This is a genomic window from Prosthecobacter sp. (assembly GCF_044222345.1).
Taxonomy (GTDB): Bacteria; Verrucomicrobiota; Verrucomicrobiia; order Verrucomicrobiales; family Verrucomicrobiaceae; genus Prosthecobacter.
Genome location: NZ_JBGANL010000087.1, coordinates 1 through 13,710, shown reverse-complemented (window position 1 = coordinate 13,710; position 13,710 = coordinate 1). Strand labels below are relative to the sequence as shown.

Sequence of the window (13,710 nt, the reverse complement as noted above, 5' to 3'; positions counted from 1 at the left end):
AGCCGTGGCACGCGATGATGATCGCAGGGTGGACTTGACCAGGGAATATTGATAGGTCGCATTAGCCCCCGGCAATCGTCGTCTGCAAGATCTGGCATCACGGCAGCGCCAGTCTACCATCGCCGAATAATGTGACGAAGTATGGCGATCTTTTGCCCCTACCCCACAGGAGGAGAAGTATGCCGACTATCCTACCACACTCTTCCCCTAGTGAAGTGAGGGCATCTCGCTGGCACATTCGCAACGCAGATTCCGTGGGGCACGGACGCCCGGCAGCATCCGGTCTGTCATTGATTCCAAAAACCTGCGAGGTGATCCTGCCCATTCCGGGACTGATCTAGTTGCCTCCAGTTCGCATTTGTAGCTTCTTGTTAACTCCCGTCGTGGCCAAAACATATGCGAAGCAACTGACGTAACTGCGTGAACGCCTGTTAAGCGTGGATTGCGGGGGAAAAACCATCGTTTCACAGGGGAAAATGATGGTCAACATTGCGCGGAATCACCCCTTTTTTCATTCCGCTCTCACACATGCGAAACCGGCAGTTAAATCATTGTGGTTCAAGATAAAACAAATTCCGCTTTTGTGAGCAAATCGTGCGCGAAAATGCTCCGCTAATTCCGCTTTTCCATGAACCATGCACGATTTTATGGTTTTTATGGACCGAAAAGGTGTGATTTACCACGTTAAATCAGGAATCGCGGCATCGTCCTATCAGCTTCGAAACTGGCCTGGCTACTCTAGAACCGCCTCCACTCGTCACATTCTTCAAGGGCTGCTTACCTCGCCTGATAGCTAGGTGCTATGGGCTTGGCTGCATTTGCGCGTTTCTGTCCGTCAGCCAAATTTTTCAGCCACCAACAAGATGCCAAGCCCAACCACACCAACGGTTTGCTACGCTTCCATAAAACAAGCCAATAAATTGCGCCGCAGAATATGGCAGTCCAAAAAATGACTGGCAGCCAAGATGTGGTATTTACAATTTCGTATTTTGCGCTCGAAAACAAGCCCCCGGGTTCGACTATCTTTTGCTCCTGACTTACAAAGACGAAACTCGAAAGCACGAAGACGCTCAAAATAAAACAAACCCCAGTGGCCGCGAAGGCGCAACCACTGTTCGGGTTTCCGGCAGCTTGTGGAGCTGGCGGATTATCGCCCGGAGATCGCTCATGATGATCGCTGAGGGAGCCCACAGTGAAAAGGGTCTCGTTCACATCTTTGTTCGTCGTCCCGGTGCTCTCAACAATTTCGGCAGCTGTGACGGCGTTAAGTTTGATGTTGTAGGCAAAGCGCAATTTTGTCGTGCCTGTGGGCTTTAAAATCCCCTGCCAGTACAAAACACAATTTATGCTAAATTTGTGAATGTCCTCGTAGCACCTGCTCTGTCTGTCGGAATTCCACTCCACATCAAGGTTTTCAACCCAAATGCTGACCCCCGCTCCAGCAGGATGAATTGATTTAAAAAGGTCCTGAGCACCCGGAATGAATGTTCCGTCCGCCTGTTTGACAGGATCGTTAAAGCCGGTTTCAAGAACCATTTTTAGCAGGCTGAGGGTAACGTTCGCATTGCAAGGCGCGCCGTTTTTCAAGGTGCCTTCCGGGGTTACGCTCCATTCCCCGATTTGTTCCGGCATCCCGCCTTGGGCGTCGATATGATATTCTCCAGACAGTTTTCCATTCTGAACGTCCCCCTGCCACTTGATGATCAGCCCGGTATGATCTGTGGTATTGAACCGGAATTTCATTCCGCTGCGTGTGCCGCTAATTTTTCCCCCGCCTCTCAGCCAGCCGCTCACTGACACGAATCCACCAAGCTTGTCACCTTCCTCACTGAACACGATCTTCAAGTGGCCATCAGCGTTTCCCGTCAGGTTGTGACACGTCCCCGAGAGAGCCGCTACATCGTCAGCGTTGGCGAGTGAATGGCATGTCCAGAGACAGGCCAGCAAAACAAAGAGAATGCGAGATTTCATGACAGTTTTTACCTACCGATCGATTCGAGAAGCGCCGCTTTAGAAATTGAGAATGGGAAGCGCCTGCATTTTGATGGAAGCCGCATTGAAGATTTTATTTAGACATTGGAACGCAGAGTTTCCCGCTGATAACGCCCATTTTAATGGGCGTGCATGTGGTGTCAACGAGGGATGTTTGGACAGATGGAACACCCATCTCAGATTGATCCCCGCGAGCGCTCCATCATTTTGGCCCTCAAAAAAGAAAGAGAGCGGCAAGGGATTTCGGCAGCCGAATTGGCAAGGACAATTGGTGTCGGTCGCAATACCATCCCGAACCTTGAGCGGAACGAAGCGCGCCCGACGCTCTGGGTTATTTTGAAAATGTGTGATGGATTAAAAGTCAGTCTGAGAAATCTGTTGGACTGATTGCCCCGCCAGGATTTTGTCCCGGAAGACTCTGTCAAAAATTGAGGCCTGTTTGCGTCGAGTGAACAATGCTGAAGTGATGATGCTCGCCAAAATTCTAGGCTGTAAAATAACGGACCTTTTTCCTGCACACACCAAGGCGGTTCTGCTAGTGCTACGTCACAGCAAGTGAAGCGTGGTTGACCGGAGCGTGAATGACGCTTCTTTCCATTCATGTGCGGTCTGGAATGCACCCCGGAACTTGAACCGGGCGCTATGAGAGTCTGAAGTGCGCGCAGCGCACCATCAGACACCATGAAACGCAAGAGACACACCGCAGAACAGATCATCAAGAAGCTCCGCGAAGCCGCAGTGCTCATCGCTGGAGGCAAGACCGTTGAAGAAGCCGCCCGGCAGATTGCCGTGAGCGCGCCGACCTATCACCGCTGGAAGGAGCAGTATGGCGGGGCAGATCAGAACACCGTCAAACGGCTCAAGGAGCTGGAGAAGGAAAACAACAGGCTCAAAAAGCTTGTGGCCGAGCAGGCCCTGGACAACGCGATGCTCAAGGAGATAGCGGAGGGAAAATGGTAGGCCCGGCGCGCAAACGTGAAGCGGTCAGGCACCTGGAAGGCAAGTTCCAGGTGTCGCAGCGCCGGGCCTGTCGAACCATCCGCCAGCCGCGTTCCACGCAGCGTTACGCCTGCCGCCAGCCTGAGAAGGATGCGGCGCTGGCAGGCGAACTGCGACATTATGCCGCCAGGCATCCACGCGCAGGCTACCGCATGGCGGCGAGACAGCTTCGTCGCAACGGCCAGCGGGTCAACGTGAAGCGCGTGCAGCGGGTCTGGCGGCTCGAAGGCCTGCGAGTGCCCCAGCGGCAGCACAAGAAGCGCAGGCTGGGCAATGCGCAGGGCGGCAGCCAGCGACTGAGGGCCACGCGGATCAATGAAGTGTGGTGTTACGACTTCGTGTTTGATCAGACCGAAGATGGACGACGGCTCAAATGGCTGCCGATCTGCGATGAGTTTACGCGTGAGAGCGTGGCACTGGAAGTAGAGCGGCGCATGGAGTCAGCCGATGTGGTGCGTGTGCTGGCGGCAGCCGTGGCCCAGCGCGGAGCACCCAAGTATATCCGCAGTGACAACGGTCCCGAGTTCATCGCGAAGAAGGTCAGAGACTGGATCGCTTCGCAAGGTTTTGAAACACGCTACATCGAGCCCGGCAGCCCGTGGCAGAACGCCTACAGCGAGAGCTTCAACAGCCGGCTGAGAGACGAACTGCTCAACGTGGAAAGCTTCGGCAGCCTGGCCGAGGCAAAAGTGCTGGGCAAAGAATGGCGCGAGAGCTACAATCACCAGCGATTGCATTCGTCGCTGGACTACCAGCCCCCGGCGGAGTTTGCGCGGTGCTGCCTTCAGGGCGACTCCGCTACGCTCCGTCACCCTGAAGGCAGCACAATCCCCCATAGTAAACGAAACCAACCAACAAAGCCGCAAGCACACCCAAGACTCTCATAGAAACTGGCTCAAAGTTCGGGGTCACTCCATCATCTGCCCCGCCGCTTTGACATCGCTGCTTTCCATCGGTGTCACGTTCAGCGCCCCGCGCACCATCGCCGCACTGCGCAGGGCCGTGAGTTGCAAAAGCACTTCCTGGGCAAGCTGCACCTCGTGATCAGCGGCATTCTCCCAGGGCTTGGCCGGTTTGCCTCTCTTGCTCACCTTGCGCCCGCTCTTGTCCTTGTCCGGCCATCGGCACAAGCGCGTGTTCTCGTTGCGCTCCATGCGTTGCAGGTAGTCTCCCGCGTCGGTCACCGCGCTCTCGATCTCCTGCATGATGTCAGACACGTCGAAGCCATCAAGGTTCTGGCGCGGGTTGCTGATCGTGTCGAGCACGGCGTCTTTGCCGCGCTTCTTGGTGCGTTTGATGCGTGTGGTCATGGGCATGTCTGTGTGGCGGTCGTGTTGCACACGTCCGGTGAAATGCCCTTGCGCGCTCAAGGTGATGAACAATCCCGCCAAATGCAAGCCACAAAAAACGCCCGGCTTGCAGGCCGGGCGTTTCATTGGGAGTGCTGTGTCCTACCAGTTGTGAACGTGATTTTGTGTGGATCTCACCGCGCCCCATACCCGCCCCACACCTGCCGCTTCTGCCCAGCCGCCGCCTTCTCCCGGTCGCGGTAACGCATCTCCGCACGCTGCGCATAGTGCATGAGGTCGATGAAGTCTTTGCGCGCGCCCTTCAGCCCGTCCGCTCCGGTCCAGTTCTGCAAACTGTCCCACGTGTTGGCACAGCCGCGCGGCGTTTCCTCACCCCGGATTGTGTCAGCCGGTTCATAGACCACAAAAAGGCGCGGATGGTTGCCCGGTCCCACGGGCTTCTGCGTGTCATAGCCCAGCGCATCCGTGATAAGCCCCACGCCGCACACCGCGTCAGGGTTGTCAGATCGCGCATTGAGCGCCTGCCCGCTCGCCTCCACAAACTTGATCCCGGCCTTGGCAAATTCCGTGAAGTAGGTTTTGCCGTTGATTCCCGCCTTGCCGCCGCGTGAGTCCATCAGCCGCCGCCGCACCTGGATCGGTTCACCGTCCGTCCGCTTTTCATACAGCCGCGCCAGCTCCTTCTCCACGCGCACGATCTCATCCCGGTATTGCTCCGTGGTCAGGCCCCAGGCTTCCTGCGCCGGTCCCGGCACGCCATCCAGCGCCTTGCCCTTCTTGGCGTCCACCGCCCACGGTCCCGGTTCTCCCACGCCCGGAATGTAATCATCCTGCTGCGGCCATTCCCGCACGATGATTTCGCGCTTGTCCCGCGTCACCGCCCACCATTGCATCACGCAGTTGCGCCCGCTCGCAGGGTCTAGCACATGATACCACGTCACATCCCTCGGCACCTCGCCCGCCAGCGCCCTCTCCAGTGTGATGGCATGCGCCTTGAGCGAAAGCAGCGGGAAGCGTGCGTCGCGCACCTTCGTTGGGAAACCATAGGCGCGTGTCTTGATCTCGTTGACGCTCGCCCGTTTGTTTTTCAAAAGTTCCACCAGCGTTTCGTAGCCTCCAGCCGGGTAACAGCAGTCTTCCGTCCAGAAGTACACCACATGCTTGGTGGCATCATCGCCCGCTTCCCGTAGCGGCATCATCACAGGTTCCACGGCAATCACGTCTGCTGTCACCTCTGTCCATGCCGGCACTTCCGAGCGCGTCACTTTTTCCACTCCCTTGGCATCGTGGTTGTGTGTGACAACGCATTTCAGCAGTGGAGATGCCCTTTCTTCCAAGCAATGCCCGTTCCCACGGAACCAGCCCACCGTCGGGATGTAGCCGCTGATCGGCGTGAACATCGCCATCAGTGTGCCTGCGGTTCGGGCAAGGCGGTATTCGCAGGCCTCCAGCCATTCCACCGGCACCTCTTCATCCCCGACTGCCAGATCCAGCTCGTTCCCCTCGATGGCCTTCGGGTCGCCTTCGAGATAAAAGTAAAACGTGCAGCGGCTGCCATTCGGCAGAATGAACATGTTCTCCGTGAATCCCATCTTGCGGGTGTAGGAGATGCTGCCCGTGATGCCCTGCTTGCTCTTGCCCGTCTCGCTCGGTTTCCACTCGGCGGGCAGGTTGTCAAAGATGCGCGCCATCATCACATTGCGCGCCTGCGTCTGGCTTGGGCACAGCACCGCGACCGTGGCCCCCGGCTTCTCCACCATCACTTTCACCACATACCAGCCCGCAAACTCCGACTTGCTGCTGCCGTTGCCGCCCATGCAGAGGATTTTGGGAATCCAGCGAGGGTTGCAGGCCTTCACCTGGTCGATGGCATCGAGCGCCCGCTTCCATCCCCCGCCCGGCTCGCGTGTCCGGTCCGGGTTGCCCCGCCAGCCGTAGCGGTAGCGGTCCCGTTCCTCCAGCGTGATTTCCTCGTGCCGCTGTCTGGCCCAGTCAAACACCCGCTCGCCCCGCCCGCCTTCATTCATGCGCCACAGCACGTCCGTGTTCACGATGGGAACCCGCGCATGCGGCTCCAGCGCCCGCCCGCTGCCCGCCTTCTCAAACGCCTCGTCGATCAGAATGCCCCGCACCCGCTGCTTCGCCAGCGCGATGATGCGCTCCCGTGCCTCCGCCGTCAGCCGGTTGTCCGGCGTTCGGCTGCTCAGCCATGGCTGCAACAGCTTCGGATCAAGGTCTGGAATGTGCGGACTCTTCTCCAGCGCCCGCTTCAAACCAGCTTCATGCAACAATGCTTCGAGTTCGTTCATGACTCTCGTATTCCTTCAGTTCAGTTCCACAGTTCAGGCTCGCTCAGTTCAATAACATCCCTCCCGACAGAGCCCCCGCCTTGCGTTCCCACGTTTCGCCCTGCACGCATCTCATCGCCATCATCAGGTCCTGCAGCCGTTGGAGGTCACCGCCAGTCGTCTCCTCCACGTCCGGCGGGAAAATATCATGCTGATTGATAAACGCACTCGCCGCCAGCTTCACCGCACGTCGCGCCGCCGCAGCCTGCTCCTTCAGCCTCTTGCGGGTTTCGATAAAGTAAGGTGCGTAGTGCATAAAGCACTCCTGCCATTCCTCATGCTCAAGCGCCGTTACGTTTGCCTCAACAATCCAGATTTCGCAGGTGAAACCCTTGCGTCTCCCAGCTTTGGCATACTTGCGCTTTTGCCTGTGTAGGTCCCACTCACGCACATTGTTGCCGCTCTCACCCACCACATAGCGCAGGATTTGCACTGCCAGCTTCAGCAGCATGACGTCCTTCCACGGCTTGTGTGTTGGATCAGGTGATACCACCGCAAATCCAAGCTTGCGCCGCGCCTCTTCATCAAGGCGTTCAGGTGATAATCCATACCTATCGCAGAGCCTCTTCAGAGCCTGCCTTGCATTCTCCACCTCACCCGGACTCCCACCATTTGCTGGATCAGCACTCGCCGCCAGCTTTCGCGCCTTCACCAGCGCCGGTTCATAATCGTCGTTCATCGCTTTGATTGCTCGTCGTTTTCACATCTTCAGATCAGCCACATCCACGCAGCCGTTCACGTCACGCTTCACCTTCAGGTAGTCGCCCTGGCGGTCCTTCATGATCTTGGCCTTTCCGCCCTCGCAGATTATCACCACATCAGCCCTGTCGTAGGCTCTCATTGGTCCTCGCAAATCCTGCCAGCGAAGTTTCCCCAGCGGCCTTTTTGCAGCTTTCTTGACCAGAAATGCGCGTGTGAGTTTAATAGTTTTATCGTCAAGGTTCATGATGTTGTCTTTGTTGGTTTGTGTTTGTTGTTTCCTGCCCAAAAATCGCCCCCATATCCCGCCCCGCTGAGAGGTGGTCATTCAAGTCCTGGCCTTCCGTCGGCACCTTCGACACCCGCACGTCGCAGCCCACCTCCACCAGCTGCTCACGCCAGCGTTCAGTGGCCAGCGCTCCCGCCTCGTCATGCTGTTCGATGATGTGGACCTTGCGCCCCTCCATCAGCACCAGCGCGCCATCGTGAATCGGGTTGCTCGCGCCAAACATCGCCACCGGAATCCCGCCCGTATGGCCATCCGCAGCCGCGTGATACGCCGCGATGAAATCCCCCGTACCCTCCACCAGCACGATCTCGGCTTGCGGACTCCGCATCGCCACCGTCAGGCCCACCGGCCAGCGCGCCCAGTTGTGCTTGATGCCCATCACCTTCGCACGCTCAAACCAAAGCCCGCCGTCCATCCGTCGCACCTGCACGTTGCACGGCTCCGTCACATCCAGCACTGCCCATGCCGGCTTTTCGTAGGCCAGGCAAAACCGCACCACGCCATTGCGCACCGCCAGATCCACACCGGCGTGATGCGGCAGCTTGCGAAGTTCGGCCAGGGCTTTCCAATGCCGCACCTCTCCGGCATACAGTTTCGGGATGTGGGGTAGTTCACGCATACAAAGAATTTCAGCGGCGGCTTGGGGGCGCTCGCGTGGGGCTCGGGGGATGCGCTGGGTTCCGGGCGGATCATCCATCAGCCGCCGTCCCTCCAGGATCTCGGCCGCTTCGACCGCCCCCACCTCTTCCAGCTCCATCACCAGCTTGATCACATCACCACCGCACTGGCATTTTCCAAAGCACTTCCAAAGCTGCTTCTTCGTGTCGATGCTGAAGCTCTCCCCCTTCTGCTCACCATGCAGCGGGCACTTGCATAAAAAGCCCGTCCCACTTCGCCGAAGTTTGAAGCCCCGCCCTTCCATCACATCCTCGATGCGATGCCGCGCCTTGATGTCTTCCCAGTCGATGCTCACGACGCTTGCGTTTCCTTCCCCGTGCCGTCTAGCAGGCGGCAGTTCGTACTTACGAAGTCGAAGAAATCCCGATCCCACCGCAGCTTGATTGGCGGCTTGCCGTTGGTGTTCGGGCCATGCCGGTTCTTCACGATGTCGGCATAAGCATACACGGTGGGATCATCCGCTTCGCGGTCCTCAAACTCCTCGTCGGCCTCCTCGCCCATCACCGCCTGTTTGGTCGCCTTCTCCAGGCCTTCGAGCTGCTTTTTGATGCTGTTCCAGAATCCAAACATCACCACCAGATCTGCATCCTTCGCCAACTGGGCGGTCTCCGCCATGGCGTTCAGCCCCGCACGGTGCCCCCACGTCTCCTGCTTGGGCTGCGCGAGCACGATCACCGGCACCCCGCATTCCTGCGCCAGCAGTTTCAGCCCCTTCGACACGTCCACCATTTCCTGCGTGCGGTTGCCTTGCGAGGACTTCGATGAACTCGTGATGAGCTGCGCGTAATCGATGCAAAGCAGCTTCAGCTTGAACCGCATCACCGCATAGCGCGCCTTCACCCGCAGTTCCTGTATGGAAATGCCCGGCACAAATTCAAAGTACAGTTTGCTGTCGATGATCCGCTGATTTGCCTTCCTCAACTGCTCCTGATCCCAGCGGCTCATGGTCCCACGATGCATCTTCGCAATCTCCACCTTGCTCTGCGTGATGAGCAGGCGCTCCGTCAACGAGACATCATCCATTTCCAGCGTGAACACCCCCGTTTCACACGGCAGATAATTGAGGTGCTTCTCTCCCTTCTCAGCAAACGCCAGCGCCCGGTCATACTCGTCATAGTCGCCCCGGCCAAACGCCCGGTTCCACGCCGTTTTCATCATCGCTACCGTCTTTCCGCCGCCCGGAGGCGCCACATACATGATCACGTGCCCTGGCCTCATGCCCTTGATGTAACAGCGGTCAAAATCCGTGAAGCCAAACGGCAGGCCGCCCGTCACATAGCCCCGGTTTGAAATGCTCTCCTCGATGCTCGCATACGCCTGTTTCAGGCTCGCGCTCACATGCCGCATGCCCACGCCCTCTTTTTTTTCGTGCAGGTCAAACAGCGCCGACTCCGCTGCTTCCAGGGCATCCGTGGCCGACACTTTCAAATCCATGAACTGCGCCCTTGCAGCGTCGATGGCCGCGATACCACGCCGTCGCACATAGTAGCTCTGCACCCGTTCAGCCAGCACCGCCCACGCCGCCGCAGACGGCAGCATGCCACCCATTTGCTGCACCAGCTCGGCGCGCGACCGCTCCGGGAGGAAGGGCCGAAGGCCGTCATCAAGCAGGGTCATGTCCACCGGCAGCGCCTTGTTGACCATCTCTTGCATCACACGCCACGCGCACACACGCTCCGCCGCTGTAAACCAATCCTCGCGCCCTTGGATCACGATCTGCAGCCGCTGTTCAGGGCTCGCCCGCAGCAGCGCCCCCAGCAGTGCCAGCTCGGCATTCGGATTCGCCAGTTGTGTCATTGCCTCGCTCATTGAGCCCCCGCACCCGCCTTTCTTTTTTCGAGATCCGCCCACACCTGGCGCTGCATCGCAGGCGGCACCTCACACCACTGCTCGGGATGCACCGCATCCTTTCCAAAAAGCCGCGCAAAATGCTCCCGCCAGTCCGGCGGCGTCCCGGTGATGGCTTCTTTGGTTTCGGATTTCGCCGCCGCCTCTTTTTTTTCGTCCCCGGCCCCATCCTGCGACAGCGCCCACAGCGCCGACTTCGTTTGCACGCTCAGCCTCGACCACGACTCCCGCAGCGTCTGCCGCGTCCGCAACGTTTGATCCTCCCATTCCCCCACCGGCTCCCAGCCCTCGTGCTCGATGGCGACCGCCCGCCACGGAAAATCCGCCGGCCTTATTTTTTTCGCGGTCGGCGGCGCGCCCCCTTCTTTTTTTTGCGCGTTCGCTGCCCCAGAGCCTCCGCCAGTAGGAGGTGGGAAGGTGAACTTTTCGGGAAACAGCCCCGTCCAGCCGTTGGACATGCTGTCAGCCACGCAAAAATCCAGCTGCTCATCGTCCAGCACCGCCACCTTGGCCTGCAAGGCAGGCCACGAAGCAGCACGCACCGGCTTTCGGATGGACGTCCGGTAGTCCAGCCATCGTTGCATGATCTCCACGCGCCTCGGAGACCAGTCCGCAGGCATCGGCAGAGTCCCCGCCCCCTTGGGGGCTTTGGGGGTACTCTTCCCATCCTCTCCTCTCTTATCCAATCCTATCCTATCGGTGCCACCTGTGGTTTGAGCTGTGGTTGCACCTGTGGTGGAAGCTCTGGCCTTGGCTGTGGCATAACCTGAGGTTGCACCTCTGGTTCCATCCTCCGGTTCCATGACATGGCCTCGCGGGTGCCAGTGCGCCCCCCGTACGCGTGCGCCTCCCGCCCACTTTCCCACCAGCGAAGCATTCGTTTCACCCCAGTCATGCACCTGAAACCACCCTTCCTCCTCTGCTGGATCGATCCAATGCAGCTCCAGCATCGTTCTGAGCAGCTTCTCGGCATCGCCCTTGTAGGCACACACTCCGGCCAGCATCAGCGGCGACAGCTGAAACTCCCACTGCTTGCGCCTCTGGCAGTGCCCCCATAGCGAAAGCAGCGCCCTCAATGCCTCCAGTTCCCCAATCGCAGACATCAATGCCTGCGTCTTCCAGTGCGTCAGAAAATCAGCCTCGATGATCATGCCTCGCCCTCCGTCGGTTTGAGCGCCCTCTTCTCCATGCCCGCAATAGCCGCCGCCGCAGTCGCGGCCATGCTGTGAATCAGACAGCATGCGTGCGCCTCCTCCAGCGGCTCCAAACAGGACGGCGCAGAGTCGAGGCCGCTGAAAACATGCCACGGTCCGTCAGCATGCTTCTCGATCCTCGTGACCGGCGTCAGGTTCCCCGCGCGGTCGAGGGTGTAAATCATCACCCCCTGCCCGGACGGCGGGGGCTTTGGTGATGTGGGTTGGTTGTCGTTCATGATTTGTTTTTGGGTCTCGTAAAGTCTCTCCACAGGCACGGCTGATAGATCGGCACCGACCTCATGTTGTCCTCGCCATCACGCCGCCATTCACGACCGTTCCACCAGCCAATCACGGGCCTGAAAAACCGGCACCATTTGCGCGCCCGGTGCCACACCAGCACGCGCCTGTTCGTGGTCGGCGGCTCTTCGCAGGTCGTCCACGCGAGGCGCAAAAACGCATGTCTGGTCGGCGGCTTGCTCAATCCGGTATCTTCTCTTGGTAGTCCCTCGGTGGGGGCTCGGTCACATGCTCAGGAAAGGCGGGCACCACACGAACAAGGTCAGCGGCAGGAGGCTCCGGCACTTCTGGCATCGTCGCTGGCACCAGCTGGCTGCCGAGTTCCACCCACAGTTCCAGAGCCGTCGTCTCCAACGTCTGCAAATCCGCTTGGTGGGCATTCAGCAGTTCCTGCACTGCCTTCGGCAGCGCCTCTCTCTTCTGTCCCTTTGTCTCATGCTTCAGCTTCCGCAGCCCGTTCACCAGCAACGAAAACTCGGCGCACATCGTCTGGACAGTCATCGCCATCTGCATTCAGAGTTGGCAGCTTTCACACGCAGGCCGCAGTCACTTTCCGACCACTCCCCACCGCGCCCTCTTGCGTTGGTTCATCTCAAGCAGCTTCGCCTTCAGCGCCTCCCCTTCCAGCCCCTCGCAGGCCGAATTGAAGGAGTGCTGCCCGCGTCGGAACAGCGAGAAATTCAGCTTCTTTTGAAACGCATCACAGTTGCCCGGAAAATCCCGCCACGTGATGCCTCGGTGTTCTTGATCCTTCATCGCTGCCCCTCCTTTTTGGCGTGTTCAATGCCCGCGAGAAATGCATCAAGCATCGCCTGCTTGAGCGAGATCTTGTGCGTGGCCGATGTAGCGCACCGCTGCTCCCACCAAGCATTAAATCCAGCCTCCGCATCCGCAGGCTCTGCCCCCCTGCTTTTTTTGGGTGGAATGAATGGCACTTCGCCGGGAATTTCTCCGGGACACTCCGGCTCCAAACAGTCAATGCTGCTGCATAGCAGGCATTGCAGACATCGGTTGGCTTCACTCATGTCAGTTGCTGGTAGTAAGTGGTGCCGGGTCAAAAACCCTCAAGGCGTGGCACCTCCGCCTTTTTTGAAATCAGTCCTTCTTCTTCGCCTCGCACATCGGCCCGTTCAGATGGTCCTCGGCCTCAAGCTCAGACTCGAACATCGCCCCGCACACCGTGCAGACCCCGTTCCCGTCAATGTCCCGCACCGGGGGCGGTGGCGTGTTCGGCGGCTGCGCATCCGCCGTGGTGTCCGACTTTGGCGTCAAAGGCAGCGTATCCTTTGGCGCTTCATCAGGCGTCTTGTTTTTCGCCGCCTCTTTTTTTTCCCTCGGTGGCTTCGGCGCGGCCCCCTTTTTTTCGGTCAGCAGCCGAATGGTTTCGGCCTGCCCCTCTTTGACCTCCTGCAACAGCGTGCTCACCGTCTCCAGTGTCGCACCTTGCCCTTCAATCGGTGCCGGGCCGTTGACGCCCAGCATGGCCAGCGCTTCCTTCAAATCGCTCGGCGTCCCGTGGGTGATGTGAGCATGCCCCTCGTGATGGACAGAAGCATGATGGATTTGCAGCCCCAGTTTGGAGGCTTCGGCAATGAGTTTTTTGGCATGTTCGAGGTTAAAGGTCCCCGAGGCTTGGATGATGATGAGGTGCTTTCTCATGGTATGTCGTATTTGGTTTGTCGCGCCATGAAGCGGGCGCGGTGCGCTGGTGTTTGGCCTTTGGCCAAAGGGGTTGCGTGGTGCTCGAAATCCGCGCGACTGCTCGGCAGACACTCGATGAGTTCGCCATGGCCGAAGTGCGCCGCCCGCGCGGCCCGTCCACTCACATGCACAGAACAAAGCATGTCGGTCAGCGGATCACGACACAGCAGAATCCGTTGCCATTGCCGCGCCGCCGCTACGTGGCCGATCACACGCAGCACCCGCCCGCCCCCTTCTTTTTTTTTGGGTTCGGAGGGCGTTCCCGGTGCCATGGACAGGCAGGGCTTCGATGGGAATTGGGAAGAGGCAATGGTCATAAAAATCTGTTCTGGAAACCGATCATATAGGAGCCA

Annotated in this window: 14 protein-coding genes and 1 pseudogene; 3 read left to right on the top strand and 12 right to left on the bottom strand. The window is 58.8% G+C overall.

Annotated elements, in window-relative coordinates:
* Window positions 1-777: 777 nt before the first annotated feature.
* Window positions 778-1,971 (bottom strand): hypothetical protein, encoded by a 1,194-nt coding sequence (locus tag ACILSL_RS25355; RefSeq protein WP_395734870.1) that lies wholly within the window; start codon window positions 1,969-1,971, stop codon window positions 778-780.
* Between the two features lie 183 nt (window positions 1,972-2,154).
* Here ACILSL_RS25355 and ACILSL_RS25350 point away from each other — a divergent pair, with 183 nt between their 5' ends.
* The 3 genes and pseudogenes from ACILSL_RS25350 to ACILSL_RS25340 form a co-directional block, all read left to right on the top strand.
* On the top strand, window positions 2,155-2,379 hold the full coding sequence (locus ACILSL_RS25350; RefSeq protein WP_395734869.1) for a helix-turn-helix transcriptional regulator: 225 nt from the start codon (window positions 2,155-2,157) through the stop codon (window positions 2,377-2,379).
* Window positions 2,380-2,395: 16 nt separating this feature from the next.
* On the top strand, window positions 2,396-2,551 hold the full coding sequence (locus ACILSL_RS25345) for a helix-turn-helix domain-containing protein (RefSeq protein WP_395734868.1): 156 nt from the start codon (window positions 2,396-2,398) through the stop codon (window positions 2,549-2,551).
* Between the two features lie 122 nt (window positions 2,552-2,673).
* Window positions 2,674-3,755 (top strand): annotated as a pseudogene (locus tag ACILSL_RS25340) (IS3 family transposase); the annotation flags it as partial.
* A 144-nt stretch (window positions 3,756-3,899) separates the two neighbouring features.
* Here the strand turns inward: ACILSL_RS25340 and ACILSL_RS25335 are convergent.
* The 11 genes from ACILSL_RS25335 to ACILSL_RS25285 all read right to left on the bottom strand — a co-directional run.
* Window positions 3,900-4,307 carry a hypothetical protein gene (locus tag ACILSL_RS25335; RefSeq protein WP_395734867.1) on the bottom strand — a complete coding sequence of 136 codons (408 nt, stop codon included), beginning with the start codon at window positions 4,305-4,307 and terminating at the stop codon, window positions 3,900-3,902.
* A gap of 167 nt (window positions 4,308-4,474) precedes the next feature.
* Complete coding sequence (locus tag ACILSL_RS25330; protein WP_395734866.1) at window positions 4,475-6,610, bottom strand: hypothetical protein; 2,136 nt, start codon at window positions 6,608-6,610, stop codon at window positions 4,475-4,477.
* Window positions 6,611-6,653: 43 nt separating this feature from the next.
* Window positions 6,654-7,328, bottom strand: a complete 675-nt coding sequence (locus tag ACILSL_RS25325) for a hypothetical protein (protein ID WP_395734865.1) — start codon at window positions 7,326-7,328, stop codon at window positions 6,654-6,656.
* A 21-nt stretch (window positions 7,329-7,349) separates the two neighbouring features.
* The gene (locus ACILSL_RS25320) at window positions 7,350-7,595 is read right to left on the bottom strand and encodes a hypothetical protein (protein WP_395734864.1); all 246 of its coding nucleotides are present in this window, start codon (window positions 7,593-7,595) and stop codon (window positions 7,350-7,352) included.
* Entirely contained in the window at window positions 7,585-8,610 is a 1,026-nt protein-coding gene (locus tag ACILSL_RS25315; RefSeq protein ID WP_395734863.1) for a CHC2 zinc finger domain-containing protein, read from the bottom strand. Before ACILSL_RS25315 ends, ACILSL_RS25320 begins: the two co-directional genes overlap by 11 nt.
* A complete protein-coding gene (locus ACILSL_RS25310; protein ID WP_395734862.1) occupies window positions 8,607-10,112 on the bottom strand; it encodes a replicative DNA helicase in 1,506 nt (501 codons plus the stop codon). The genes ACILSL_RS25315 and ACILSL_RS25310 overlap by 4 nt, the downstream gene beginning before the upstream one ends.
* An 8-nt stretch (window positions 10,113-10,120) precedes the next feature.
* The gene (locus ACILSL_RS25305) at window positions 10,121-11,314 is read right to left on the bottom strand and encodes a hypothetical protein (RefSeq protein ID WP_395734861.1); all 1,194 of its coding nucleotides are present in this window, start codon (window positions 11,312-11,314) and stop codon (window positions 10,121-10,123) included.
* Entirely contained in the window at window positions 11,311-11,595 is a 285-nt protein-coding gene (locus tag ACILSL_RS25300; RefSeq protein ID WP_395734860.1) for a hypothetical protein, read from the bottom strand. The genes ACILSL_RS25305 and ACILSL_RS25300 overlap by 4 nt, the downstream gene beginning before the upstream one ends.
* Before the next feature lie 241 nt (window positions 11,596-11,836).
* On the bottom strand, window positions 11,837-12,157 hold the full coding sequence (locus ACILSL_RS25295) for a hypothetical protein (protein ID WP_395734859.1): 321 nt from the start codon (window positions 12,155-12,157) through the stop codon (window positions 11,837-11,839).
* A 594-nt stretch (window positions 12,158-12,751) separates the two neighbouring features.
* Window positions 12,752-13,315 (bottom strand): hypothetical protein, encoded by a 564-nt coding sequence (locus ACILSL_RS25290; RefSeq protein ID WP_395734858.1) that lies wholly within the window; start codon window positions 13,313-13,315, stop codon window positions 12,752-12,754.
* Window positions 13,312-13,710: hypothetical protein (locus ACILSL_RS25285; RefSeq protein ID WP_395734857.1), on the bottom strand; the 399-nt coding region annotated here is incomplete at its 5' end. The genes ACILSL_RS25290 and ACILSL_RS25285, both read right to left, overlap by 4 nt.